The organism is Saccharopolyspora aridisoli, from assembly GCF_004348445.1.
Lineage (GTDB): Bacteria > Actinomycetota > Actinomycetes > Mycobacteriales > Pseudonocardiaceae > Saccharopolyspora > Saccharopolyspora aridisoli.
Genome location: NZ_SMKV01000044.1, coordinates 17,380 through 42,113 on the forward strand (window position 1 = coordinate 17,380; position 24,734 = coordinate 42,113).

The 24,734-nt window shown below is 70.3% G+C and carries 22 protein-coding genes and 1 riboswitch; of the genes, 7 read left to right on the top strand and 15 right to left on the bottom strand.

Translation table 11 applies throughout. The features are described from left to right. Nucleotides 1-50 precede the first annotated feature (50 nt). The 7 genes from gcvP to E1161_RS24025 all read right to left on the bottom strand — a co-directional run bounded on the left by gcvP (nucleotide 51) and on the right by E1161_RS24025 (nucleotide 7,134). On the bottom strand, nucleotides 51-2,939 hold the full coding sequence (gene gcvP, locus E1161_RS23995; protein ID WP_132626997.1) for an aminomethyl-transferring glycine dehydrogenase: 2,889 nt from the start codon (nucleotides 2,937-2,939) through the stop codon (nucleotides 51-53). 163 nt (nucleotides 2,940-3,102) lie between these two features. Continuing rightward, nucleotides 3,103-3,198, bottom strand: a riboswitch (glycine riboswitch). A gap of 83 nt (nucleotides 3,199-3,281) precedes the next feature. Further along, the gene (locus tag E1161_RS24000; protein WP_132626998.1) at nucleotides 3,282-3,854 is read right to left on the bottom strand and encodes a MerR family transcriptional regulator; all 573 of its coding nucleotides are present in this window, start codon (nucleotides 3,852-3,854) and stop codon (nucleotides 3,282-3,284) included. Nucleotides 3,855-4,124: 270 nt separating this feature from the next. Further along, nucleotides 4,125-4,601, bottom strand: a complete 477-nt coding sequence (locus E1161_RS24005; RefSeq protein ID WP_132626999.1) for a bifunctional nuclease family protein — start codon at nucleotides 4,599-4,601, stop codon at nucleotides 4,125-4,127. A gap of 392 nt (nucleotides 4,602-4,993) precedes the next feature. After that, complete coding sequence (gene garA / locus E1161_RS24010) at nucleotides 4,994-5,461, bottom strand: glycogen accumulation regulator GarA (protein WP_132627000.1); 468 nt, start codon at nucleotides 5,459-5,461, stop codon at nucleotides 4,994-4,996. Nucleotides 5,462-5,579: 118 nt separating this feature from the next. Continuing rightward, nucleotides 5,580-5,981, bottom strand: a complete 402-nt coding sequence (gene gcvH / locus E1161_RS24015; RefSeq protein WP_165939923.1) for a glycine cleavage system protein GcvH — start codon at nucleotides 5,979-5,981, stop codon at nucleotides 5,580-5,582. Nucleotides 5,982-6,064: 83 nt separating this feature from the next. Further along, on the bottom strand, nucleotides 6,065-6,760 hold the full coding sequence (locus tag E1161_RS24020; protein WP_132627013.1) for a CDP-alcohol phosphatidyltransferase family protein: 696 nt from the start codon (nucleotides 6,758-6,760) through the stop codon (nucleotides 6,065-6,067). A 149-nt stretch (nucleotides 6,761-6,909) separates the two neighbouring features. Beyond that, a complete protein-coding gene (locus E1161_RS24025) occupies nucleotides 6,910-7,134 on the bottom strand; it encodes a hypothetical protein (RefSeq protein WP_408012053.1) in 225 nt (74 codons plus the stop codon). Nucleotides 7,135-7,422: 288 nt separating this feature from the next. On the opposite strand from E1161_RS24025, the gene E1161_RS24030 reads away from it, so the two are divergent. Beyond that, nucleotides 7,423-9,336, top strand: a complete 1,914-nt coding sequence (locus E1161_RS24030) for a propionyl-CoA synthetase (RefSeq protein ID WP_268951420.1) — start codon at nucleotides 7,423-7,425, stop codon at nucleotides 9,334-9,336. A 285-nt stretch (nucleotides 9,337-9,621) separates the two neighbouring features. After that, nucleotides 9,622-11,217: a beta-N-acetylhexosaminidase gene (locus tag E1161_RS24035; protein WP_132627002.1), complete on the top strand. Its 1,596-nt coding sequence runs from the start codon at nucleotides 9,622-9,624 to the stop codon at nucleotides 11,215-11,217. 62 nt (nucleotides 11,218-11,279) lie between these two features. Here E1161_RS24035 and E1161_RS24040 read toward each other — a convergent pair whose 3' ends face one another. From E1161_RS24040 to E1161_RS24070, 7 genes are all read right to left on the bottom strand, one after another. Then, nucleotides 11,280-11,519, bottom strand: a complete 240-nt coding sequence (locus tag E1161_RS24040; RefSeq protein ID WP_132627003.1) for a phosphopantetheine-binding protein — start codon at nucleotides 11,517-11,519, stop codon at nucleotides 11,280-11,282. A 32-nt stretch (nucleotides 11,520-11,551) separates the two neighbouring features. Continuing rightward, on the bottom strand, nucleotides 11,552-12,205 hold the full coding sequence (locus E1161_RS24045) for an isochorismatase family protein (RefSeq protein ID WP_132627004.1): 654 nt from the start codon (nucleotides 12,203-12,205) through the stop codon (nucleotides 11,552-11,554). Nucleotides 12,206-12,244: 39 nt separating this feature from the next. Next, on the bottom strand, nucleotides 12,245-13,870 hold the full coding sequence (locus E1161_RS24050; RefSeq protein WP_132627005.1) for a (2,3-dihydroxybenzoyl)adenylate synthase: 1,626 nt from the start codon (nucleotides 13,868-13,870) through the stop codon (nucleotides 12,245-12,247). 16 nt (nucleotides 13,871-13,886) lie between these two features. Next, entirely contained in the window at nucleotides 13,887-15,158 is a 1,272-nt protein-coding gene (dhbC, locus tag E1161_RS24055) for an isochorismate synthase DhbC (protein WP_132627006.1), read from the bottom strand. Nucleotides 15,159-15,184: 26 nt separating this feature from the next. Continuing rightward, a complete protein-coding gene (locus tag E1161_RS24060; protein WP_132627015.1) occupies nucleotides 15,185-15,970 on the bottom strand; it encodes a 2,3-dihydro-2,3-dihydroxybenzoate dehydrogenase in 786 nt (261 codons plus the stop codon). A 179-nt stretch (nucleotides 15,971-16,149) separates the two neighbouring features. Then, nucleotides 16,150-17,487: a carboxyl transferase domain-containing protein gene (locus E1161_RS24065; RefSeq protein ID WP_132627007.1), complete on the bottom strand. Its 1,338-nt coding sequence runs from the start codon at nucleotides 17,485-17,487 to the stop codon at nucleotides 16,150-16,152. Beyond that, nucleotides 17,480-18,931, bottom strand: a complete 1,452-nt coding sequence (locus E1161_RS24070; RefSeq protein ID WP_132627016.1) for an acyl-CoA synthetase — start codon at nucleotides 18,929-18,931, stop codon at nucleotides 17,480-17,482. Before E1161_RS24070 ends, E1161_RS24065 begins: the two co-directional genes overlap by 8 nt. A gap of 180 nt (nucleotides 18,932-19,111) precedes the next feature. Between E1161_RS24070 and E1161_RS24075 the strand changes: the two genes are divergently transcribed. The 5 genes from E1161_RS24075 to E1161_RS27375 all read left to right on the top strand — a co-directional run bounded on the left by E1161_RS24075 (nucleotide 19,112) and on the right by E1161_RS27375 (nucleotide 23,133). Next, complete coding sequence (locus E1161_RS24075; RefSeq protein WP_132627008.1) at nucleotides 19,112-19,813, top strand: FadR/GntR family transcriptional regulator; 702 nt, start codon at nucleotides 19,112-19,114, stop codon at nucleotides 19,811-19,813. A 38-nt stretch (nucleotides 19,814-19,851) separates the two neighbouring features. Continuing rightward, nucleotides 19,852-20,352 carry a VTT domain-containing protein gene (locus E1161_RS24080; protein ID WP_235875269.1) on the top strand — a complete coding sequence of 167 codons (501 nt, stop codon included), beginning with the start codon at nucleotides 19,852-19,854 and terminating at the stop codon, nucleotides 20,350-20,352. Between the two features lie 78 nt (nucleotides 20,353-20,430). After that, complete coding sequence (locus tag E1161_RS24085; RefSeq protein ID WP_408012058.1) at nucleotides 20,431-22,521, top strand: catalase; 2,091 nt, start codon at nucleotides 20,431-20,433, stop codon at nucleotides 22,519-22,521. A gap of 168 nt (nucleotides 22,522-22,689) precedes the next feature. Then, entirely contained in the window at nucleotides 22,690-22,833 is a 144-nt protein-coding gene (locus E1161_RS27370; protein ID WP_207920377.1) for a hypothetical protein, read from the top strand. A 132-nt stretch (nucleotides 22,834-22,965) separates the two neighbouring features. Beyond that, a complete protein-coding gene (locus E1161_RS27375; protein ID WP_165939922.1) occupies nucleotides 22,966-23,133 on the top strand; it encodes a hypothetical protein in 168 nt (55 codons plus the stop codon). 49 nt (nucleotides 23,134-23,182) lie between these two features. Here the strand turns inward: E1161_RS27375 and E1161_RS24090 are convergent, their stop codons facing one another. After that, the gene (locus E1161_RS24090) at nucleotides 23,183-24,553 is read right to left on the bottom strand and encodes an FAD-binding oxidoreductase (RefSeq protein ID WP_132627010.1); all 1,371 of its coding nucleotides are present in this window, start codon (nucleotides 24,551-24,553) and stop codon (nucleotides 23,183-23,185) included. Between the last annotated feature and the right edge of the window lie 181 nt (nucleotides 24,554-24,734).

Below are 24,734 nucleotides of genomic sequence, written 5' to 3' on the forward strand. Positions count from 1 at the left end.
GAAACCACCGTGTCATCGTCGCGACCGGACGCGCAAACCGACCCGCCGACTCAGCCCTGGTACGCCGCCAACGGCGGGCAGGAGCAGACCAGGTTGCGGTCGCCCTTGGCGCCGTCGATGCGCCGGACCGGCGGGAACACCTTGATCGCGTCCGTGCCCAGCGGGTAGGCGGCCTCCTCGCGGGAGTAGGCGTGGTCCCACTCCTTGGCGAGGCTGGCCGCCGTGTGCGGGGCGCCGACCAGCGGGTTGTCGTCGGCGGGCCACTGACCTGCGACGACCTTGTCGATCTCGGCGCGGATGGCGATCATCGCCTCGCAGAAGCGGTCCAGCTCGGCGAGGTTCTCGCTCTCGGTCGGCTCGACCATCAACGTGCCCGCGACCGGGAACGACATCGTCGGCGCGTGGATGCCGTAGTCGGCGAGCCGCTTGGAGACGTCGTCGACGGAGATGCCGCTGGTCTTGCTGATCTGCCGCAGGTCGAGGATGCACTCGTGGGCGACGAGGCCGCCCGCACCCGTGTAGAGCACCGGGAAGTACTCGCTCAGCCGACGCGCCACGTAGTTGGCGGCGGCAACCGCGGTCAGGGTCGCGCGGCGCAGGCCGTCGGCCCCCATCATCCGCACGTAGGCCCAGGAGATCGGCAGGATCGAGGCGCTGCCCCACGGGGCGGCGCTGATCGGGCCGACACCGGTGGCCGGACCGGCGGCGGGCTGCAGCGGGTGGTTGGGCAGGAACGGCGACAGGTGCTCGCGGACACCGATCGGGCCGACGCCCGGCCCCCCACCACCGTGCGGGATGCAGAAGGTCTTGTGCAGGTTCAGGTGCGAGACGTCGGAGCCGAACTTGCCCATCCGGGCCAGTCCGATCAGCGCGTTGAGGTTCGCGCCGTCGACGTAGACCTGGCCGCCCGCGTCGTGCACCAGCCCGCAGACCTCGCGCACGGTGTCCTCGTAGACGCCGTGGGTGGACGGGTAGGTGATCATGATCGCGGCGAGGTCCTGCGCGTGCTCGCCGACGAGCTCGCGCAGGTGGTCCATCTCGATGTTGCCCTGCTCGTCGCAGCGGACCACGACCACGCGCATCCCGGCCATCACGGCGCTGGCGGCGTTGGTGCCGTGCGCGCTCGCCGGGATCAGGCACACCTCGCGCTCGGCCTCACCACGGCTGTGGTGGTAGGCGCGGATGGCCAGCAGACCCGCGAACTCGCCCTGGCTGCCCGCGTTGGGCTGCAGGCTCACCGCGTCGTAGCCGGTGACCTCGGCGAGCCACTCCTGCAGGTCGGAGACCACCTTGAGCAGACCTTCGGCGTCCTGCGCCGGCGCGAAGGGGTGCAGCGAGGAGAACTCGGACCAGGTGATCGGCTCCATCTCCGCGGTCGCGTTGAGCTTCATCGTGCACGAGCCCAGCGGGATCATGCTGCGGTCCAGCGCGATGTCCTTGTCCGACAGCTGCCGCAGGTAGCGCAGCAGCGAGGTCTCGGAGCGGTGGGTGTGGAACACCGGGTGCGTCAGGTACTCCGACGTGCGGGCCAGCGCGCCCGGCATCGCGTCGTCGGTCTCGACGTCGAGCTGTTCGACGTCACCGGCGGTCACGCCGAAGGCCTCCCACACCACGGCCAGGTGGGCGCGGGTGGTGGTCTCGTCGCAGCTGATGCCCACGTGGTCGGAGTCCACGCGGCGCAGGTTCACCCCGCCGCGGCGCGCGGCCGCCAGCACCTCGTCGGCCTTGCCGGGCACCTTGGCGACCACGGTGTCGAAGAACTCACCGTGCACGACCTCGACACCGCCGCGGCGCAGCTGCTCGGCGAGCACGCTGGCCATCCGGTGCGCGCGGGTCGCGATGGCCTTCAGCCCGTCCGGACCGTGGTAGACCGCGTACATCGAGGCGACCACGGCCAGCAGCACCTGCGCCGTGCAGATGTTGCTGGTGGCCTTCTCGCGGCGGATGTGCTGCTCGCGGGTCTGCAGCGCGAGCCGGTACGCCTGGTTGCCCTCGACGTCGACGCTCACACCCACCAGGCGGCCCGGCAGCTGCCGCTCTAAGCCCTTGGCGACGGCCATGAACCCGGCGTGCGGACCGCCGAAGCCCATCGGCACGCCGAAGCGCTGCGTGCTGCCCACGACCACGTCGGCGCCGATCTCGCCGGGCGCGCGCAGCAACGTCAGCGCCAGCAGATCGGTGGCCACCACGACCTTCGCGCCCCGCTCGTGGATCGCGGCGATCAACGCCTCCTGGTCGCGCACCGCGCCGGAGGCACCCGGGTAGGACAGCAGCGCCCCGAAGAACTCGCCTTCGGGCAGCTCACCGGAGGTCAGGTCGGCCACCACGACCTCGATGCCCAGCGGCTCGGCGCGGGTCTCGATGACCGCGATGGTCTGCGGCAGCGTGTCTGCGTCGATCAGGAAGCGCGGCGACTTGGATTTGCCCGCGCGGCGCACCAGGGTCATGCCCTCGGCCGCAGCGGTGGCCTCGTCGAGCATCGAGGCGTTGGAGACCGGCACGCCGGCCAGGTCGGCGACCACGGTCTGGAAGTTCAGCAGCGCCTCCAGCCGGCCCTGTGAGATCTCCGGCTGGTAGGGCGTGTAGGCGGTGTACCAGGCAGGGCTCTCCAGCACGTTGCGCAGGATGACCGGCGGGGTGACCGTGCCGTAGTAGCCCAGGCCGATCATCTCGGTGTGCGGGGTGCAGCGACCGGCCAGGTCGCGCAGCTCCGCCAGCGCCTCGGTCTCGGTGGCCGGTTCCGGCAGCGACAGCTGCAGGTCGCCCTCGCGGATGGTGTCCGGGACGGCCTTGTGACCCAGCTCTTCAAGGGAGCCGACGCCGATGACGTCGAGCATGCGGGCCAGTTCGGCGGGCATCGGCCCGACGTGGCGGTCAGCGAACGGCCTGCCGTGCTCCAGCGCGGCCAGAGGGATGCGGTCGTGGTTCGCGTCGGTCATCGCCAAAACCTCAATCATCGCGGCGAACAAAGGGCGGCAGCGGACGCTGCTCTCCCCCTCTGTCCCCGTTCGCGAAGCGAACGCCTGAGAGCTTCACCCGGCGGACCGGGCTTGCACCGTCGGCGGGGCTCACCCTGCAGGTGTGCCCGCTTTCCAGAGGTATCTCGCCCGTGCGGTCCAGGTGGCCTGAGAGGTTGTCGGGGAGAGTTGCTCCTTCGGCGCCGGTCCTGGTCGGACCAGACTCTCCCGCACGGGGTCGGCGATGGCGCTCAGACTACCCGATCAACACCGTCTATCAGACCATCAATGTCGCCTACCGCACAGCTGGCGGACGCCGGTCGTTCAGCCGGTCTCCGCCTGTCGGTCACGGCGGCGAGCCGCGAGCTCGTCGTTGATCGCCGACTCGATGTTCTCGCCACCGTCGGCGCGCTCGGCCGGGAACTCGTGGATGGTCCCGCTGATCTCGCGCATCGCACCGCTGACCGCGATGCCGAACACTCCCTGGCCGCCCTGCAGCAGATCGACCACCTCCTCCGCGGAGGTGCACTCGTAGACCGTGGTGCCGTCGCTGAACAGCGTCAACTTCGCCAGGTCCTGAACGCCGCGCTTGCGCAAGTGCTCCACCGCGACACGGATGTTGTGCAGCGACACCCCGGTGTCCAGCAGGCGCTTGACGACCTTGAGCACCAGGATGTCCTTGAACGAATAAAGCCGCTGCGAACCCGACCCGGCAGCACCGCGGATGGACGGTCCGATCAGCTTCGTGCGCGCCCAGTAGTCGAGCTGCCGGTAGGTGATGCCCGCGATCTGGCAGGCCGCCGGCCCGCGGTAACCGACCAGTTCGTCCGGGGCAGAGGCGTCGGGGAACAGCTCACCCTGCTCCGCAGCATCCGAGGTCGCTGCTTCCTCCACCACGCCTGCCTCCCCTCGTCCGGCCCGAAGCCGACGACGACGATCACCAGCACCCGGACCTCTGGCGGTCCGGGGCCGCGAAGCCGTACACCGGCTGAATCACACCGGGGCAATTCGCGTGACTCCGAAGGTATGCCCGCTCAGCAGGCGGGTCAACGCGACGCGCGGGCCGCGCGCGCTCTCGTTACCGGAGCAAGAACCCGGCCCCCGGGCTGCTGCTGCAACCCGGGGGCCGGTGTGGTCTGTTCGGACTAGTACCGGGAGCGTCGATCCTCAGGTGTCGGCGCCGCGGAAGTCCTCCGGGGAGACGGAGTCGAGGAACTCGCGGAACTTCTCCACCTCGTCCTCCTGCTCGTCCGGAATGATCAGCCCGGCCTCGTCGAGGACCGACTCGTCGGCGTGGATCGGCACTCCGATGCGCAGCGCCAGCGCCACCGAGTCGCTCGGCCGCGCGGACACCCGCACATCACCGTCGAACACCAGCTCGGCGAAGAAGGTGCCCTCCTGCAGGTCGGTGATCCGCACCTGCTCGAGGTCACGTCCCAGGGCTCCGATGACGTCCTTGAGCAGGTCGTGCGTGAGCGGCCGCTGGGGCCTCACGCCCTGCTGCTCCAGGGCGATGGCCGTCGCTTCGACCGACCCGATCCAGATCGGCAGGTAGCGCTCACCCTGAGCCTCGCGCAACAGCAGGATCGGCTGGTTGGCTGGTAGTTCAACTCGCACGCCGACGACGCGCATCTCACTGCTCATCGTCACATCGCCTCCTCCAGCGCGCCGAAGCGTGACATCCTCGTCGAGGGTCCCGCACCGACGCCTCCGACGCTACCCGCGTTGCGGCGGACACGCCCTTCCATCGGCGGTCCCGGCGGACCACCACCGTCGCGGTCGTCGTTGTCGGGGCTCACGGCCCGGACCGCTGGTGAGCTCGTCGTTGAGCAGTACCCAGCACGATACACCGAGCAGGGCCCGGCCGAAGCCGCCGGAATGCCCTGCTGCGCTGTGAAAACCGCTTGTGGCGCCGGGAAATTCCCGGCGGAGGGGACGAGGTCCGCGCGCGAGCGGCGCAGCTGCCTCATGCGTCAGCGGGGCGACGCCTCGTGTGGCGTCGCCCCGCTGACGGGTTGAAAGCCTGTTCGACGGCCTCAGCGGCCGCCCTGGCCCCCATCGATCGGCCCGGTCAGGAACACCAGGCGGAACTTGCCGATCTGGACCTCGTCACCGTTGGCGAGCACCGAGGTGTCCACCGGTTCCCGGTTCACGTAGGTGCCGTTGAGGCTGCCCACGTCGACCACCACGAAGTCGTTGCCCTCGCGGCGGAACTCGGCGTGCCGCCGGGAAACCGTCACGTCATCGAGGAAGATGTCGCTGTCCGGGTGCCGGCCGGCGCTGGTCGTCTCCCGGTCCAGCAAGAACCGCGAACCCGCGTTGGGGCCACGCTTGACCACCAGCAGGGCGGAACCCGCCGGCAGCGCATCGACCCCGGATGCGGAGGCAGGTTCCGGGGCCGCGCTCTCGGTGCTTTCCGGCTCCGAGAGGAAGGGCTTGAAGACCGAGGTGGTCTCCGGTGACTGCTCCGGCGGAACGTCGCCGAAGCCGCTGTTTTGGCTCACCTGAGCTCTCCTCTACGCGGATAGATCGTGCCAAGTATGCGCCCAACGTACCGTGCCTGGACAGCCTCGGAACGAGCGACTCCCGTCATCGTCCCACGGATTCGATCCGGCGGGACGATCATGCCTGGTCGATCAGCTCCCGGTAACCCTCGGCGTCGAGCAGACCGGCCAGCTGCTCCGGGTCGGCGAGCCGGAGCTCCACCATCCAGCCCTCGCCCGCGGCGTCCGCGTTGACCAGCTCCGGATGGTCTTGCAGCGCGGCGTTCGCGGCGGTGATCTCACCGGCCACCGGGGCGTAGATGTCGGAGACGCTCTTGGTCGACTCCACCTCGCCCATCGAGTCCGCGGCGGCGACCTGCTGCCCGACCTCGGGGAGCTGGACGAACACCACGTCGCCCAGCTGCTGCTGGGCGTAGTCGGTGATGCCGATGCGCACGGTGTCCTCGCTGACGCGCTGGACCCACTCGTGCTCTTCGGTGTACTTGATCTCCGGGGCCGCCACGGTGGTCCCGCCCTTCATCCGCTGTTGCAACGTGCCGAGTGATCGGCGCGGCGAGCGTATTCACCGGCCACCGAGGGCCGCAAGGCGACGCGCAGCCGGGATCAGGCGCGTGCCCTGGTCCCGCGCACGGCGGCGGCGACCTGTCCGAGGTAGAGGATGCCCGCCCACAGGTACAGCGCCCCGCCCCAGGCGGTGAAGGCGTAGGCGATGGGCCGGACCACGTCGGATCCGGTGAAGTCGTCCTGCACCAGCAGGAGCAGCGGGAACGCGTACATCAGGCAGAACGTGGCGGCCTTGCCCAGGTAGTGCACCTCGGGTGGTTCGTAACCGTGCCAGCGCAGCACCGGCAGGCACAGGGTGAGCACGACGTCGCGGGCGACGAGCGCGACCGCCATCCACCACGGGATGACGTCGCGCAGCACGAAGGCGATCAGGGTCGCGACGATGTAGAGGCGGTCGGCCGCGGGGTCGAGCAGCTCGCCGATGCGGCTGTACTGGTTGAGCCAGCGGGCGAGCTTGCCGTCGAGCCAGTCGGTGGCTCCGCTGATCACCAGGACCAGCAGCGCGAGCAGATCGGCCTGCGGGCCGAGCAGCAGCCAGAGGAACACCGGCACGCCGGCCAGGCGGATCACGCTGAGCAGGTTGGGCAGCGTCCACCAGGGATCCGCCCACACGTCGCGGGCGACCTCGCGGATCCGGTCCAGACCGGGATCGCCCGGCCCCGGGTGGTCCTGTCCCACTTCGGCCCGCGGCCCGCTCGTGGTGTTCTCCGTGGTGCGCTCGGCGTCCTGCACCACGAGCCTCCCCTGAATGGTTGTGCGCACCGCCCCGCAACGGGTGCACACCTGTGCATCCTTACCCGATCAGGGTCTCATATGGCCAGCGCAACCCACGTGGCGGCCAGCCGGAGGCGGGACAGCCTGCGGCGCGGGAGGAACACCGCGATTCAACCGCGGGTGCGACTCCAACCCCGGCGGCGCAACTCGGCATCGGTGAGGAACCGGGCTCTGCCGCGATCGTCCACGCCCGCCCAGCGGGCGCCCGCGGTTCCCTCTCGGACGTAGGAGTGGCCGCCGCTCCAGACCACGCTGCACGGCGCGGTCGGTAGGTCGTTCGGCTCGTCGGCGGTCGCTGTGGCCCTGGGAGGCTCTGCCGGTTCCATCGTGCTCATAGGTTCGTAGCACCTCCGATTCATTTGTCGGCGCGGGACACCTCGGTGTTAGCCCGGCCATCGGCTCGTCGCCGATTGTGGGGCCTGCGAGTCGCACTGTCGCGCCGGAAGCGCACCCCCAGCGCCCAGCGGCGCGGCGGCGTCGCCGAACCACATCAGATGTGAGCGCGACCGAATTCCGTTCCCCCGTTCGTCCGATCGCCGATGTTTCGCTCCTGACGAACGCCTTTCGGCCGAACGGCCGCGCGGCCCTGGCGCCGAGATCGGATCTGAGGTAGTACACAGGCGGTGCCACAGCGGACGCGGGAGGCAGTCGCAGCGATGGGTGAGTACGCGGAGAACTACCGGCGGAGCCTGGCCGACCGCGAGGGTTTCTGGCTCGACGCCGCGCGGGCGATCGAGTGGGACCGCGAGCCGACCCGGGCGCTGGACGATTCGGCCGCGCCGATGTACCGCTGGTTCCCCGACGGCGAGCTCAACACCTGCTTCAACGCGCTGGACCGGCACGTGCGCGACGGGCGGGGCGAGCAGCCGGCGCTGATCTGGGACTCGGCGATGACCGACGTCGTGCAGACCTGGACCTACCGCGAGCTGCTCGACCGGGTCGCGCTCTTCGCGGGAGCCCTGCGCGCGCAGGGCGTGGCCAAGGGCGATCGGGTGGTGCTGTACCTGCCGATGATCCCCGAGGCGGCGATCGCGATGCTGGCGTGCGCGCGGATCGGCGCGGTGCACTCGGTGGTCTTCGGCGGCTTCGCGTCCAAGGAGCTGGCCGCGCGCGTCGACGACGCCCGGCCGAGCGTGATCGTGGCGGCCTCCTGCGGGCTGGAGCCCAACCGGGTCGTGGAGTACAAGCCGATCGTCGACGAGGCGCTGCGGCAGACCGAGCACCAGCCCGGCAGGGTGATCGTGCTCCAGCGCGATCAGGCGCGCGCCGAGCTGGGCCCGCGCGACATCGACTGGCAGGAGGCGGTCGAGGGCGCCGGACCGGCGGAGTGCGTGCCGGTGGCCGCCACCGATCCGCTCTACGTCCTCTACACCTCGGGCACGACGGGCAAGCCCAAGGGCGTGGTGCGCGACAACGGCGGGCACGCGGTGGCGCTGCGCTGGTCGATGGCCAACATCTACGACATCTCCCCCGGTGAGGTCTTCTGGACGGCCTCGGACGTGGGCTGGGTGGTCGGCCACTCCTACATCGTCTACGCGCCGCTGCTGACCGGGGCTACGACGGTGGTCTACGAGGGCAAGCCGGTGGGCACCCCGGACGCGGGCGCGTTCTGGCGGGTCATCGCCCAGCACCGGGTCAAGGCGCTGTTCACCGCGCCGACGGCGCTGCGGGCGATCAAGCGCGTCGACCCGGACGGCCGGCTGCTCGCCGAGCACGACACCTCCTGCCTGGAAACGCTGTTCCTGGCCGGTGAGCGGCTGGACCCGGAGACCTACCACTGGGCTGCCTCGCAGCTGGGCGTGCCGGTGATCGACCACTGGTGGCAGACCGAGACGGGATGGCCGATCTGCGCGAACCTGCGCGGGTTGGAGCCGATGGCGGTCAAGGCGGGTTCGCCGACGGTTCCGGTACCGGGTTACGAGATCGCGGTGCTGGACCAGGCAGGTGAACCGCTGCCGCCGGAGACCGACGGGGCGATCTGCCTGAAGCTCCCGCTGCCGCCGGGCACGCTGCCGACGTTGTGGGGCGACGACGAGCGGTTCCGCGAGTCCTACCTGTCGCGCTACGAGGGCTACTACCTCACCGGCGACAACGGCTACATCGACGCCGACGGCTACGTGTTCGTCATGGGACGCACCGACGACGTGATCAACGTGGCCGGTCACCGGTTGTCGACCGGGTCGATGGAAGCGGTTCTGGCGGCGCACCCAGCAGTGGCCGAGTGCGCGGTGATCGGCGTGCACGACGAGCTCAAAGGTCAAGTGCCGCGCGGCTTCGTGGTGCTCAAGTCCGGTGTGGACATCTCGGCCGAGACGCTGCGCGAGGAGCTGGTGACGGCGGTGCGCGAGCAGATCGGCCCGGTGGCGGCGTTCCGCGACGTCGCGGTGGTCGACGGTCTGCCCAAGACCCGCTCGGGGAAGATCCTGCGCAAGTCGATGCGCGAGATCGCCGATCGAGGCGACACCGTCGTGCCCTCGACGATCGAGGACCCGTCGGTCCTGGACCAGCTGCGCCCCTCGCTGCGCGGGGACGGCTAGGCGACGTTCGAGGAGGCGGCGTAAACGCTGCTCCAGGTGGGGCACCCAGCCGCAACGCCGCGTTCTCCAGCGGTGCTGTGACGAGCACGCTGCCAACGCCGTGCACTGGCCGCACACCAGGAGTGGCTGCCGAGCCGCAGCCCCGCTCAGGGTCCACCGCCCGCACCCCTGAGCGGAGCAACCCTCGACATCTACCAGTCCGATACGACCGTTCGGAGGCTCCCGGCTCACGTTTTGGTCTATACCTTTGTTGGCACCGTTCCCCCGAGAATGGAGCCGACAACGATGAGCGCACGACCCCGATCAAGGGCGGCGAAGGCCGGGCTGGCAGTCGCCGGAGCTCTGCTGGTCGCCGGAACCGCGGTTCCGGCCGGCGCCGATCCCACCACCACGGCGGACCGCGCGGCCTCCACGATGGACACCATCGTGCCCGCCCCGGAGTCGGTGAAACCGAACCCGGCGGCCGACTTCGAGCTCACCGCCCAGACCGCGATCCTGGCACCCGGCGAGGCGGCCGGTGTCGGTGAGTACCTGGCGGGCGTGCTGCGGCCCTCGACCGGCTTCCCCGTACCGGTCAACCCCGCGCTGCCCGGGACCGGTGACATCGCACTGGCGCTGGACGGAGATCCCGCGCTGGGCCCGCAGGGCTACCGCCTTCAGGTCGCCGACGAGGCGGTGCGGGTGCACGCGACCAGCACCGATGGCCTGTTCAACGGCGTGCAGACGCTGCGCCAGCTGCTGCCCGCGGGCATCGAGAGCCCGACCGCGCAGCCCGGACCGTGGACGATGCCCGGTGGCGAGATCACCGACAAGCCGCGGTTCGGGCACCGGTCCGCGCAGCTCGACCCGGCGCGGCACTTCTTCACCGTCGACATGGTCAAGCGCTACATCGACCAGGTCGCCAAGTACAAGATCAACAAACTGCACCTGCACCTGACCGATGACCAGGGCTGGCGGCTGCAGATCAACAGCTGGCCCCGGCTCACCGAGTTCGGCGCGCAAACCGAGGTCGGCGGCACGCCGGGCGGGTACTACACCCAGCAGGACTACACCGAGATCGTCAACTACGCCGCGTCCCGGCACATGACGGTCATCCCCGAGATCGACATGCCGGGGCACACCAACGCCGCGCTCTCGTCCTACGCCGAGCTCAACTGCGACGGCGTGGCACCGCCGCCCTACACCGGCATCGACGTCGGGTTCAGCTCGCTGTGCGTGAACAAGGACATCACCTACACCTTCGTCGAGGACGTCATCCGCGAGGTGGCGGCGCTGACCCCCGGCCCGTACCTGCACATCGGCGGCGACGAGGCGCACTCGACCACCGATGAGGACTACGTGGCCTTCATGTCGAAGGTGCTGCCGCTGGTGGAGAAGTACGGCAAGAAACCGCTCGGCTGGCACGAGTACGGCAAGGCCGCCCCGAAGGGCGACGCGGTGCTGCAGTTCTGGGGCACCACGAACGGCGATCCGCTGCTCAACGAAGCCGTGGCACGGGGCAACGAGGTCCTGGCCTCGCCGGCGAACAAGACCTACCTGGACATGAAGTACGACGAGAACACGCCACTGGGCCTGCAGTGGGCCGGGTTCATCGAGGTCGCCGACGCCTACGGCTGGGACCCGGGCAGCTACCTGCAGGGCGTGCCCGAGGAATCGGTGCTCGGCGTGGAGGCCCCGATGTTCAGCGAAACGCTGGAGACCTCGCAGCACATCGAGTTCATGGCGTTCCCGCGGCTGCCGGCCATCGCCGAACTCGGCTGGTCCCCGAAGGGCGCGCTGAACTGGGAGTCGTTCAAGAACCGGTTGGCCGCCCACGGACCGCGCCTGGCGGCCTCGGGTCAGGACTTCTACCGGAGTCCCCAGATCCCCTGGCAGGAATGAGGGTTTCCCGGCGGTCGAGCGCGCGGAACGTCCTTCGCACCGAAGGGCGTTCCGCGCGCGACTCATCCGTTGACCGCGGGTTCGAGCACCTTCCACCAGTCCGCGAGGGTCGGGCGTTCGGCGAGGTCGGCGAAGGTGATCTGGACGCCTTGCCGGCGCCACTGCTCGACGAGGGTCATGATCCGCACCGAGTCCAGGCCCCAGTCGATGAGGTCCTCGTCGTCGGCGAGTTCCGATGGGTCTTCGTAGAGCAGTTCTGCGACCTGCTCGCGGACCGCTTCGAGGGTGAGCTTCTCCGGCATGGTTCGGATTTCTCCTGCTGGGTCGTTCGGGTTCAGGCGACTTCGGACTCGTGGGCGACGAGGTCGCGGGACAGGTTGCGGGTGGTGTCGACGACGCCGCAGTTGCGGGCGGCGTAGGAAACGGCCATGTCGTGGTCGGCGCGCGAGAAGTCGGCGACCGCGTCGGCGACGAAGAACGCCTGGACCTCTTGCTGGAAGGCCTCCGCAGCGGTCATCAGGCAGCCGATGTGCGCGTAGATGCCGGTGATGATCAGCTGGTCGCGGGCCCACTCCTGCATCCGGCGGCGCAGGTCCGTGCGCTGGAAAGCGCTGTAGCGCCACTTGGTCAGCTGGACGTCATCCGCTCCGGGCGCCAGCTCGTCGATGATCGCCTCCATGGCCGGGTCGGCGACCCCCGGGCCCCACCACTCCAGTTGCAGTCCGCGCTGTTGCTGGGTTTGGCCGCCCGGCTGGGCGCAGTAGACCACCGGAACGCCTGCGGCGCGGGCGCGTTCGCGCAGCAGCGCGATGTTGGGCACGACCTGGTTCAGCGGCTCGGCGCCGGGGGTGAAGGCGTTGACGAAGTGCCGCTCCATGTCGTGGATCAGCAGCACCGCGCGTTCCGGGGCGGGCCGCCAGGAGACCTTGTTCGCCGGCAGCTCGCCGTCCTGCGGAACGGTGTAGGGTGCGATGCTCGGAAGCGCCACGGGCCTCCCCCTTCGATGTTCTCTCGTGAGAAGTCGTTGTCAGCGGCCGAGTTCGGGCACCAGCTCGCGACTGATCGCCTCGCGCAGGTCGCGCTTGGAGACCTTGCCGACGCCGGTCTGCGGGAACTGCTCGACGAACACCACGCGGTCCGGGACCTTGTAGCCGGCCAGGCCGCGCTCGCGGACGAACTTGATCAGCTCGCGCGCCTTCGGCCGCTCACCGCGCGGGACGACGAACGCGCAGGTCCGCTCCCCCAGGTAGTCGTCGGGCATGGACACCACGGCGGCGTCGTGCACGGCGTGGTGGGCCAGGAGGTGGTTCTCGACCTCCTCGGCGGCGACCTTCTCGCCGCCTCGGTTGATCTGGTCCTTCGCCCGGCCTTCGACGACGATGTTGCCCTCTGCGGTGAACCGGACGACGTCGCCGGTGCGGTAGAAGCCGTCGGGGGTGAAGGCCCGCGCGTTGTGCTCATCGGCCTTGTAGTAGCCGCGGATCGTGTAGGGGCCGCGGGTGAGCAGATGCCCGGTGTCCCCGGCCGCGACGGGTTTGTCCTCGTCGTCGACCACCAACACCTCGTCATCGGCCGAGATCGGCCGCCCCTGGGTGGTCACGATGATCTCCTCGGGGTCGTCCAGCCGCGTGTAGTTGACCAGGCCCTCGGCCATGCCGAACACCTGCTGCAAGGTGGCTCCGAGCACCGGGCGGACCCGCCGGGCGACCTCCTCGCTGCACTTGGCCCCGCCGACCTGCAGCACCTCCAGGCTGGACAGGTCGTGCGCGGTGTCGGCCGCGGCGTCGAGCCACAGCAGCGCCAGCGGCGGCACCGCGGCGGTCAGCGTCACCCGCTCCCGCTCGACGAGCGGGAAGACCTCGTCGGGGCTGGGCCGCCGCGCGAGCACGACCCGGCCGCCGGCGTGCAGCACGCCGAAGGCGCCGGGCGAGCTCATCGGGAAGTTGTGCGCGGCGGGCAGCGCCACGAGGTAGACGGCGTCCTCGGTGACGCCGCAGAGGTCGTTGCTGGCGCGGATGGAGTAGATGTAGTCGTCGTGGGTGCGCGGGATCAGCTTGGGCACACCTGTGCTTCCGCCGGAGAGCTGCAGGAACGCGATGTCGCTCGGCGTGGGCTCGTCCAGCTCCACCGGTTCGGCGTCCACATCGGACAGCGCGGTGAACTCGCCGGCGTCGCCGACGACGAACACCTGCAAGCCCTCCTGGTTCGCGGCGATGCCGGAGGCCAGCGCCCGGTGGTCGAACCCGGCCTCGGTGTCGACGGTGATGTAGGCGGCGGCGTCGCTGAACTCGCAGAAGTAGGAGATCTCGGTCATCCGGTGCGAGGGCAGCGCGAACACCGGCACCGCGCCGAGCCGGAACAGCCCGAAGCAGACCTCGAAGAACTCGGCGACGTTGGGCAGCTGGACGACGACCCGGTCGCCCCTGCCGATGCCGCGCTCGCGCAGCCCGGCCGCCAGCCGGTCGGCGCGGCGGTCCAGCTCGCCGTAGGTGGTCCGGCGTTCGCCCTCGACGACGGCCACGCGGTCGGGGTGCTTGGTGGCGCGCACGCGCAGCAGCTGGCCGAAGGTGTAGCCCTGCCAGTACCCCGCGGCGCGGTAGCGCTCGGCGAACTCGTCCGGCCAGAGCGTCACGCCGGGCAGATTTGCGATCATGATCGGCTTCTTCCCCTCAGACTGCCTGGCTCAAGCCCATCGCGGTGAGCGCGGTGCGGAACTTCGCGGAGGTCTCGGCGAGCTCGTCGGCCGGGTCGGAGCCCGGAACGATTCCGGCACCGGCGAACAGCCGCATCTCCTGGTCCTCGACCTCGGCGCAGCGGATGGCCACCACCCACTCGCCATCGCCGGCGGCGTCGCACCAACCCACCATTCCGGCGTAGTAGCCACGTTCGAACGGCTCCGTCTCGGCGATGACCTCGCGAGCGCGGTCGATCGGGGCCCCGCACACCGCCGGGGTCGGGTGCAGCGCGTCGGCCAGGTGGAGCGAGGTCGTGGAGCCGTCGCGCAGCTCGCCGGTGATCTCGGTGGCCAGGTGCCACATCGCGTTGGTGCTGACCACCGTCGGCGCCCGCGGCACGTGCAGTTCGGTGCAGAACGGACGCAGCGCCTCGGCCACGGCTTCCACCACCACGGTGTGCTCGCGGTGGTCCTTCTCCGAGGCCGCGAGCTCGGCCGCGCGTCGCTGGTCCTCGTCCGGGTCGGTGCTGCGCGGCCGGGATCCGGCCATCGGGTTGGAGCGGACCTTCCTACCGCGCCGGGACACCAGCAGCTCGGGGCTGGCGCCCATGAAGGTGCGCTCCAGAGGGGGCTGCGGGCCGTAGGTGTCACGGGTTCCGTCCTCGCCGCGACGCGGCAGGTCGACGGCGAAGGTGTAGCTGGCGGGGTCGGCCATCGCGAGGTTGCGCAGCACCTCGCGGACGTCGATCGACCTCGCCGAGGTCAGCTCCAAGCTCCGCGCCAGCACGGCCTTGGTGAGGTCACCGCCCTCCATGCGCCGCAGCGCCCGCGCGACACCGCGCTCGTACTCCTCGGGCTCCGGGACCGGCCGCACGGAGCAGGCTGCGGTGGAGACCGGTTTCCGCTGCGACACCAGGGCGTTCAGCGGTTCGGCGCGCACGACCTCCTCGGGCATCACCAGGTGCGCGGGCAAGGTGCCGCCGAAGGGCACCGCTCCGACCACCATAGGGTTGCGGCGGCCGAATTCGACCGCGCCGTCGAGGAATTCCTGCATCCTGGCGGGTAGGTCCGAGCGCGCGCACTGGGTCTTGGACATGGTGGCACCGACGCCTCGGGTCAGCAGCACCCCGCGCGGACTGGAGAACAGGAAGGACTGCCCGTGCTCGTAGGCGGCCAGCAGGCGGGCGGCGGCGTCGTCGGCGAGGGCGTCGTCGGCGAGGGCGTCAGCGGCGGCGTCGATGCGCCCGTCGGTCTCGATCGTGGTCATGACAACCTTTCGGCGGATCGCGGAGGTCAGGCGCGCATCGTGGCGCCGCCGTCGACGTACAGGTCGTGCATCGTGATGTGCCCGGCCTCGTCGGAGGCGAGGAAGACCACCGCGTTGGCGATGTCGTCCGGGGTGGCGAGCTTGCGCAGCGGGATGCCGGCCTTGTAGGTCTCCAGCGAGCCGGCGATGACCCGGTCCGGGCCGTTTCCGTCGGTCCACATCCCGCGCTGCATGTCGGTGTCGGTGGAGCCGGGCGCGACGATGTTGCAGCGGATGCCGTACTCGGCCAGCTCCAGGCCCAGCGACTTGGTGAACATCGTGGCGGCGGCCTTGGACGCGGCGTAGGCGGCCATCGAGTGGCGCGGCACGCCCGCGGCGTTGGATCCGACGGTGACGATGGATCCCCGGCGCCGCGAGATCATGTGCTTGGACACCTCCCGGCACATGTTGAACACACCGGTGGCGTTGACCGCGAAGGTGCGCTGCCACTCGGCGTCGGTGAGCTCCTGCACCGTCGCGACCTGCAGCACGCCTGCGACGTTGGCGAGCACGTCGATGGGGCCCTGCTCGGCTTCGACGCGTGTGACCACTTCGGTGACCGCGGCCGGGTCGGCCACGTCGGCGCGGTAGGCGCGCACCCGATGCCCTTCGGCGGCGAGCTCCTCGGCCGTCTCGGCGGCTGTGCCCCCGTTGCGATCCACTGCCGCGACCTCGGCTCCCAGCTCGGCGAACGCTCTCGCCACAGCGGCACCGATCCCCTGGCCGGCGCCGGTCACGATGGCGACCTCGTCGCTGATCCCCGTACGGTTCATCTCGCCCTTCACTCAACTGAGGCTAGCCTAACCTTCGTCAGGCGAGCCTGAGTTTAGAACATGAAGCGGACGCGAATCTCCCGCCATTGAGGTGGCATTGATCACCGACGACGCACGGTCAACGGGCGAATCCGCTGCTCGCACGGGAGCAACAAGCGGATACCGGACGATCGGGTGGGTCAGCGGGCGATTCCGCGGGCGAAGCCGAGTTCCAGCAGGTCCTGCGGACGGAGCCTGAGGTGTTCGGCGAGTTCGGGAACCTCGGAGGGCGCGCGCTTGAGGATCGCCGCGGCGGACTCCGGGGCGATCACCGCGAAGTAGGCGTCGGCGGTCACCCAGGTGTTCTCGGGCGCCGCCAGCGCCAGCGCGCCGCCGGAGCCGCCTTCCCCGATGACCAGGGTGGTCACCGGCACGCGAGCGTCAGCGACGGCGCCGAAGACCTCGGCGATGGCCGGGCCGACACCTCCCCGCTCGGACTCGGCGTCGTTGGCTGCGCCGGGGGTGTCGACCAGGGTGAGCACCGCGATGCCGAGCTGGTCGGCGAGCCGGATCAGGCGTGCGGCCGTGCGGAAACCGGCCGGGGAGTTGCGGGCACCGGACTGCGCGGCGAAGGCCACCGTGCGCCCGCCGTGGTCACCGAAACCGCAGATCATTCCCTCGTCGCGACCGCCGGCGCGGTCACCGCTGATCTCGAACCTGGCGCTGAAGTAGGCGTCCAGGTAGCTACCGGCGCGGGGACGGTCGGCCGCACGAGCTCGCTCGACGGCCTGGATGCCCGTCCCCGGCAGCCGTTCCGCGCCGAGCGCGGCAGGGAGCGGAGCGGGTTCGGGCGGGCGGGTCAGCCGGGCCGGGTGCAGCAGCGACACCAGCTCGGTGAGCACCCCCGGCAGGTCTGCCTCCTCGACGACGCGGTCCACCTGGCCGTCGGCGAACTTGCCCTCGGCGCGGAAGTCCTCGCCGTCCTCCCCCGCCGAGCGCACGCGGGCGCCGCCGAAGGAGATGCGAGCACCCGGGGCGGCCAGCACGACGTCGGCGGCCGCGCCCATCGCGGCCCACATGCCGCCGGTCGTCGGATCGCGCAGCACGGCGACGTGCGAAATGCGGTCCTGCCTGGCCAGCTGGCACGCGCTGGTGATCGCCTGGAGCTGCTGCAGCGCGCGGATGCCCTCCTGCATGCGGCTTCCACCGGAGGCGATCAGCGAGATCACCGGGAGCCGCTGCTCGCGGGCGTGCTCGAAGGCGGCCACGATGCGCGCGCCGGTGTCCTCACCGACCGAGCCGCCGAGGAAGGCGAAGTCGAAGGCGATCAGCACGGCCTCCCACTCACCGAGCCCAGCCCGGCCGCACAGCACCGATTCGTCGGTGTCGGAGCGGCCGGACGCGCGGGCGCGCTGGTCGGCGTACCCGGGCCAGTCGAGCGGGCCGTCGGCGCTGGTGCGCCGCGACGGCGGCTCGAACTCCACGAAGCCCTGGCCGATGCTGTCGACCAGCGCGCGAACCGCGCTGTGCTCAGCCATTTCCCGGCCCCTGCAGGACCTTCTTCTGGACCTTGCCCATCTCGTTGCGCGGCAGCGCGTCGCGGAAGCGGACCTCGCGCGGGCGCTTGTGCGGGGTGAGCAGCCGGGCCACGTGGTCGACCAGCTCGGCGTCGGCGACCTGCTGGCCGGGGGCGAGCACCACCCAGGCGATGATCCTCTCCCCCAAGTCGGCGTCGGCCTCCCCGGTGACGGCGACCTCGGCCACCGCCGGGTGCTCCAGGAGGCAGTTCTCGATCTCGCCCGCGCCGATCTTGTAACCGCCGCTCTTGATGATGTCGGTGGCCTTGCGACCGACGATGCGGATGTAGCCGTCGGGAGCGCGGGTGGCCATGTCGCCGGTGCGGAACCAGCCGTCGGCGAAGGCGGCATCGGTGGCGTCCGGGCGGTTGAGGTAGCCGCTGAACAGGTTGGCGCCGCGCACCAGGATCTCGCCGACGGTCTCGTCATCGCTCGTGGTGATCTCAGCGCCCTGCTCGTCGACGAGCTTGAGCTCGACGCCCGCGAAGGGCTTGCCCACGTAGCCGGGGCGGCGGTCGCCGTCGGCGCGGACACCGCAGTTCATGATCGTTTCGCTCATGCCGTAGCGCTCGACGACGCGCTGGCCGGTGAGCCGCTCGATGCGCTCGTGCTCCACCGCGGGCAGCGCCGCCGAGCCCGACACCAGCAGGCGGGCCTTGCCGACGGCCTGACCGATCTGCGGGTCGTTCTCGGCGTCCTCGGCGAGCCGGTGGTACATGGTCGGGACGCCGAACATCATCGTGGCCGGGCCGGAGAGCTCCTCGGCGATCGCCTTCGAGGAGAACTTGCCCAGGTGGTGCACGGCTCCGCCGAGGCGGACCGGGCCGAGGGTTCCCAGGATCAGTCCGTGCACGTGGAACAGCGGCAGCGCGTGCGCCAGCACGTCGTCCGAGGTCCACTCCCACGCCTCGGACAGGGCGTCGAGGTTGGCGCTCAGCGCGCGGCGGGGCAGCACGACGCCCTTGGGCGGGCCGGTCGTGCCGGAGGTGTAGACGATCAGCGCGGGCGCGTCGTCGTCAGCTTCGGCGGGCAGCTCGCCGCCACGCGCGGTCACGTCGATCTCGGCGACCTCGACGTCGCCGAGTCCGGCAGGCGGGGTGAAGCCGGGTTCGGCGAGCAGCAGTTCGGGCTCGCTGTCGCCGAGGATGTGGGCGAGCTCCCGCTCCCCCACCTTCGGGTTGATCGGCACCACGGCGACCCCGGAGCTCAGGCAGCCGATGACGGCCGCGGCGGTCTCCAGCGCATTGGTGGCCCACACCGCGATGCGGCGCTTCCCGGCGACGCGCTCGGCGATCGCACCGGCGAGACCGGCCAGTTCCCGGTATGTCAGGGCCCGCGCGCCGAAACGCAGCGCCTCGGTGTCGTCGGGTTGGCGCAACTTCGGGAACAGCACCTGGTCGGCCATGGCCACCTCCGGGTCCTCACCGGGCAATTTCTCACCGGCGGACCCGCACCGCCCGGCGAGCCGGCTCGGGCAGTGGTCCACTGGCTGATCCAACTTTTGCCGTCTGGGACGGAACGAGTCAAGAGGATGTGGCAGAATTGGCTCAGCCAGTTTGCCTCTTTCCGATCCAGGAGCGCGCCGGTGTCCGATTCCTTCCGCCCGCTGAACCGCCCGCGCCTCTACGAGCAGGTCGTCCAGCGGTTGCGCGAGCACGTGGCGGACTCGGGGCTGCGCACGGGCGATCGGCTGCCCCCGGAACGCACCCTCGCCGAACAGCTCGGCGTGAGCCGGGCGTCGGTGAAGCAGGCGATCGTGGTGCTGGAGGTGCAGGGCCTTGTCGAGGTCCGGCACGGCGGCGGGACCTACCTGCTGCGCGAGTCGCTGGAGGTCGAGCCGGTCGAGGAACTCGTCGACCGCAAGCGGCGGCTGCCCGACGTCCTCGACGCCCGCGAGGGCATGGAGACCAAGCTGGCGGAGCTGGCCGCCCAGCGGCGCACCGACGAGGACGTGGCCGAGATCGACGCCGCGCTGTCCGCGATGCGCGCCGAGATCGAGGACGGCGAGATCGGCCAGGACGGCGACCGGCGGTTCCACGCCGCGGTGACCGCCGCCGCGCACAGCGCACTGCTGGCCGAGTTCATGCGCACCATCGCCGCGGAGATCGCCGAGAGCCGCAACGAGTCGCTGCGGCAGCCGCGCAGACCCCTCAAATCGCTGGCCCAGCACGAACGCATCGCCGATGCCATCCGCAACGGCGACGCCAAGGCCGCCGCCTCGGCGATGGCCCGCCACCTGCGCACGGTCAGCCGGGTGCGGCTGCTGGACTGGGACCCCGAGGGCTGATCGCCGCTGCACCCGATAGGCTGCCGCAGGTTTCTCTCGTGGGGGTCAGCGCTTCGGTGATCGGGTGGTTGTTGGGCACGGCTGGCACCGCTGCCCTGGGTGCGGTCTTCCCGCTGGTGAACATCGAGCTCTACCTGCTCGGAGTGGTCCCCACCGTGCAGAGCGTGCCGTGGTGGGCCTTCGCGCTGGCCGCCGCGATCGGCCAGGTCGCCGCGAAGACCCTGTTCTACCTCGCGGGCAAGGGCGGTTTCGCGCTCGGCGAGCGGCTGAGCAAGCGGGTCCAGCAGGAGCGCACCGGGCGCTGGGCGGCCTGGGTGGAGCGGTTCCACCAGCGCACCCAGGAGCACCCCTGGTGGGGCATGACCGTGCTGGCGGTCAGCGCCGTTCCCGGCATCCCGCCGTTCAGCCTCATGTCGTTGCTCTCCGGCGCCGCCGGACTACCCCTGCTCGGTTACCTCGCGGCGAGCTTGGTCGGACGCATCGGCCACTTCCTCATCGTCGCAGGCGCACCCGAACTGGTGAGCTGGCTGGGTTCCTGACCCGAAGCGGTGCGTGCATAGTTCGACCGCCCGATGGGAAACCACAGATCGTTCCGCGTTTCCACACGAGGGGAGCCGATCTCAATGGCCGACGGCGATGCCAAGCACGAGCAGCTGGACGGGGTCCGCGCCGATCTCACCGACACCGAGCTGACCACGCAGCAGGGCGTACGAGTCGATCACACCGACGACTCGCTGCAAGCCGGTGAGCGCGGTCCGACGCTGCTGGAAAACTTCCACTTCCGGGAGAAGGTCACCCACTTCGACCACGAGCGGATTCCCGAACGAGTGGTTCACGCGCGAGGCGCGGGTGCCTACGGGCACTTCCAGCCCTACGACGGCTGGCTGGGCGAGCACACGGTCGCGAAGTTCCTGACCGACCCGAGCGTGCGGACTCCCCTGTTCGTGCGCTTCTCCACCGTCGCGGGCTCGCGCGGTTCGGCCGACACCGTGCGCGACGTGCGCGGTTTCGCCACGAAGTTCTACACCGAGCAGGGCAACTACGACCTGGTCGGCAACAACATGCCGGTGTTCTTCATCCAGGACGGCATCAAGTTCCCGGACTTCGTGCACGCGGTGAAACCCGAGCCGCACAACGAGATCCCGCAGGCGGCCTCGGCGCACGACACGTTCTGGGACTTCGTGTCGCTGCAGCCGGAAACGCTGCACACGGTCATGTGGCTGATGTCCGACCGGGCGCTGCCGCGCAGCTACCGGATGATGCAGGGCTTCGGCGTGCACACCTTCCGACTGGTCAACGCCCAGGGCAAGGGCACGTTCGTGAAGTTCCACTGGACGCCGTTGCTGGGCAGCCATTCCCTGGTGTGGGACGAGTGCCAGAAGATCGCCGGGGCGGACGCCGACTTCAACCGGCGCGACCTGTGGGACGCCATCGAGGCGGGCCAGCACCCGGAGTGGGAGCTGGGCGTGCAGCTGGTCGACGAGTCAGACGAGTTCGCCTTCGATTTCGACCTGCTCGACGCCACCAAGATCATCCCCGAGGAGCAGGTGCCGGTGCGGCCGGTGGGCAAGATGGTGCTCGACCGCAACCCGGACAACTTCTTCGCCGAGACCGAGCAGATCGCCTTTCACACCGCCAACGTGGTGCCCGGCATCGACTTCACCAACGATCCGCTGCTGCAGGCCCGCAACTTCTCCTACCTGGACACCCAGCTGATCCGGCTGGGCGGGCCGAACTTCGCCCAGATCCCGGTCAACCGCCCGGTCGCGGAGGTCTCGACCAACCAGCGCGACGGCTACGGCCAGCAGCGCATCCACAGGGCGCGGACGAGCTACACGCCCAACAGCCTCGGCGGCGGATGTCCCGCGATCGCCGATTCGGAGGTGTTGCGCCACTACCAGACCAGGGTGGACGGCGACAAGATCCGCAAGCGCAGCGAGAGCTTCACCGATCACCACAGCCAACCCACGCTGTTCTGGAACAGCATGGCCGAGTGGGAGAAGGACCACATCGTCGACGCGTTTCGCTTCGAGCTGGGCAAAGTCGGACACCGGCACGTGCGCGAGCGCGTCGTGGCCGAGCTCAACCACGTCGACCACGACCTGGCGGTGGCCGTCGCGCACGGCATCGGCGTCGACCCGCCGGCGGGCGTGACCGAGAACCACGGCCGGAGCTCCCCGGCGCTGAGCCTGGCCAACTCCCGCACCGGTTCGATCGCGACCCGCAAGGTCGCGGTGCTGGTCGCCGACGGGGTCGACGCCCCCGAGGTCGAGCAGATCCGGCGTGACCTGTCCGAGCGCGGCGCGACCGCCGAGGTGCTGGGCGCCAGCCACGACGGGCGAGCGCGGGGCACCGACGGGTCCGACGTGGACATCGACGTGGCGGCGCGCACCGCGATGTCGGTGGTCTACGACGGGGTGATCGTGCCGGGCGGTAGCGAGAGCGCGCGGACGCTGGCCGCCGACGGGCACGCCGTGCACTTCGTCGCCGAGGCCTACAAGCACCACAAACCCGTCGCGGCCAGCGACGAGGGGCTGGAGGTGCTGCGGCGAGCAGGCATCAGCACCGACGGAGAAGGGGCCGACCGGGGCGTGGTGCTGGCTGCCAGCACTGGCGGCACGCTGCCGGACCAGTTCGTCGAGCAGTTCGCCGCCGCCCTGGGCAAGCACCGGGAGTGGGACCGCGACACCGCCTCGATGCCCGCCTGATCAGTCCTCTTCGCACCGTTCGCGGGGGGTCCGCGACGATCACCTGCAGGCCCCCCGCCGTGCACCGAGAGTCACGCGAGTGCCAGCAATGTCACACTGGCGCGAGTGCGACCGAGCCATCACGGGCGACAACTTCTAACGTGCGGCTCCGTGAACATCCTGCGAACGATGCCGTCGAGGACATCCTCACCCGGGGCGAGCGCAGCGGTCTGGTCCGCCCGGCTCACCGGTGAGGAACTCGTCGGGTTCGGCATCGGAATCATCATCGGCACCGGCGTTTTCACCCTCCGCGGCTGGCGCTGGGCCTGGTGATCTACTTCGGCTGCGGCCGCAGGCACGCGCACCTGGGTCGGCCCAGCGGTCAGCCGGCCGGGGACTGACCGACAGGAAGGGCGGATGGGCGCTACGGTCGAAGGTGCCCGAGCCCATCATCTTGGAGGTTCGATGAATCCCGAGACGCCCGAGGCCGACGCCGTCGAGCAGTCGCGCCGAGCCGAGGACCTGCCCGAGGAGGACGGGGCCGTGCCGGCGGAAGTGCCGCTCGACGCCGATCCGGCCGATTTCTCCGAGCAGGCCCGAGAGGTGCCGGTCGAGGAGGACTACGACCGCTGATCGGTCCGATGACGCCGGGTCCCTGCTGGTCAGGGGCCCGGCGTCGTCGTCATGGCAGGACCCGGGTGGGGTTGAGGACGTTGTGGGGGTCCAGCGCGGCCTTGATCGCGCGCGACGCCCACAGACCGGCCTCGTCGAGCTCGCGTCCGAGCCAGTAGCGCTTGAGCTGACCGATGCCGTGCTCGCCGGTGATGGTGCCGCCCAGGTCCAGGCCGAGCTGCATGATCGCGTCGAAGGCATGCTGGGCGCGCGCGGTCTCGTCGGCGTCGCCGTGGTCGAAGGCGACCACCGGGTGCATGTTGCCGTCACCGGCGTGCCCGGAGCACAGCACCTGCACGCGGTGCTCCTCCGCGATGCGCTGCAAGCCCTCCACCAGGTCGACCAGGTGACGGCGGGGCACGCAGACGTCGTCGACGAGCAGCGCCTTGCCCAACTTCTCGTGCGCGTCGCCGACCAGTCGGCGGGCCTGCATCAGCATCTCGCCCTCGGCGGCGCTGTCGGAGACCACGACCTCGGCCGCGCCCATCGCGCGCGCCACCCGCTCGAAGGCCGCGAGATCGTCCGGGGCGTCGGCTCCGCGGTCGGACTGCACCAGCAGCATCGCGGCCATGCCCTCGGGAAAGCCCAGGTCGGCGATCTGCTGGACGGCCTTGACCGAGGACGCGTCCATGAACTCCAGCACCGACGGCTGGTAGCCCTCCGCGAGGTAGCCCGAGACGGTGCGGGCCGAGCCGGCGACCTCGGGGAAGAACGCGACGGCGGTCAGCGGCTGGGCGCTGGCTGGGCGCAGCGCGATGGTCACCTCGGTGACCACGCCGAGGGTTCCTTCGGCACCGACCACCAGGCGGGTCAAGTCGTACCCGGCGACGCCCTTGGCGGTGCGGCGGCCGGTCCGCATCACCCTGCCGTCGGCCAGCACGACCTCCAGGCCGCGCACGAAGTCACCGGTCACGCCGTACTTCACGCAGCACATGCCACCCGCGTTGGTTGAGACGTTGCCGCCGATGGTGGAGATGCTGCGCGAACCGGGGTCCGGCGGGTAGAACAGGTCCTTCTCGGCGACGGCGGCGGCCAGCACCCCGTTGACGACTCCGGGCTGCACCACGGCCAGCTGCTCGTCGGGGTCGATGTCGAGGATGGCGTCCATCTTCTCCAGTGACAGCAGCACGCAGCCGTCCAGGGCGTTGGCCGCACCCGACAGGCCGGAGCGCGCGCCCTGCGGAACAACCGGGACCCTGTTCTCGTGCGCCCATTCGAGCACCGCCGCCACGTCACCGGTGTCGTAGGCCCGCACGAGCGCGGCCGGGGTCCCGGCCGGGCAGAACGTGGCCCGGTCGCGGCTGTGCGCGGCCAGCACGTCCGGATCGTCGAACACGCGGCCCTCGGGCAGCAGCTCCCGCAGCGCGTCGGTGGAGATCATCGCCTCGTCTCTCCCAGGCTTCGAACACAGGTCCTACCACCGCGAACCTAGCCCGCCGAACGCCAAAAAAAAAAAAACATCTTAATAGGTACTCATAGAATTGCGAAGGAATTATATTCTACAAACAGTACGTTACTTGGAGTGCAGACTGCAAATACAATGTTAAATTTACCTGATTTTC

Bases quoted from the DNA above. Each gene is read 5' to 3' on its own strand.
- E1161_RS24070 (WP_132627016.1), bottom strand. From the start codon at position 18,931: ATGGCCGACCAGGTGCTGTTCCCGAAGTTGCGCCAACCCGACGACACC.
- dhbC (WP_132627006.1), bottom strand. From the start codon at position 15,158: ATGACCACGATCGAGACCGACGGGCGCATCGACGCCGCCGCTGACGCC.
- E1161_RS24025 (WP_408012053.1), bottom strand. From the start codon at position 7,134: ATGAGCACGATGGAACCGGCAGAGCCTCCCAGGGCCACAGCGACCGCC.
- gcvP (WP_132626997.1), bottom strand. From the start codon at position 2,939: ATGACCGACGCGAACCACGACCGCATCCCTCTGGCCGCGCTGGAGCAC.
- E1161_RS24040 (WP_132627003.1), bottom strand. From the start codon at position 11,519: ATGCCGGAGAAGCTCACCCTCGAAGCGGTCCGCGAGCAGGTCGCAGAA.
- E1161_RS24005 (WP_132626999.1), bottom strand. From the start codon at position 4,601: ATGAGCAGTGAGATGCGCGTCGTCGGCGTGCGAGTTGAACTACCAGCC.
- E1161_RS24035 (WP_132627002.1), top strand. From the start codon at position 9,622: ATGAGCGCACGACCCCGATCAAGGGCGGCGAAGGCCGGGCTGGCAGTC.
- E1161_RS27370 (WP_207920377.1), top strand. From the start codon at position 22,690: ATGCCGTCGAGGACATCCTCACCCGGGGCGAGCGCAGCGGTCTGGTCC.
- E1161_RS24060 (WP_132627015.1), bottom strand. From the start codon at position 15,970: ATGAACCGTACGGGGATCAGCGACGAGGTCGCCATCGTGACCGGCGCC.
- E1161_RS24050 (WP_132627005.1), bottom strand. From the start codon at position 13,870: ATGATCGCAAATCTGCCCGGCGTGACGCTCTGGCCGGACGAGTTCGCC.
- gcvH (WP_165939923.1), bottom strand. From the start codon at position 5,981: ATGAAGGGCGGGACCACCGTGGCGGCCCCGGAGATCAAGTACACCGAA.
- E1161_RS27375 (WP_165939922.1), top strand. From the start codon at position 22,966: ATGAATCCCGAGACGCCCGAGGCCGACGCCGTCGAGCAGTCGCGCCGA.
- E1161_RS24065 (WP_132627007.1), bottom strand. From the start codon at position 17,487: ATGGCTGAGCACAGCGCGGTTCGCGCGCTGGTCGACAGCATCGGCCAG.
- E1161_RS24090 (WP_132627010.1), bottom strand. From the start codon at position 24,553: ATGATCTCCACCGACGCGCTGCGGGAGCTGCTGCCCGAGGGCCGCGTG.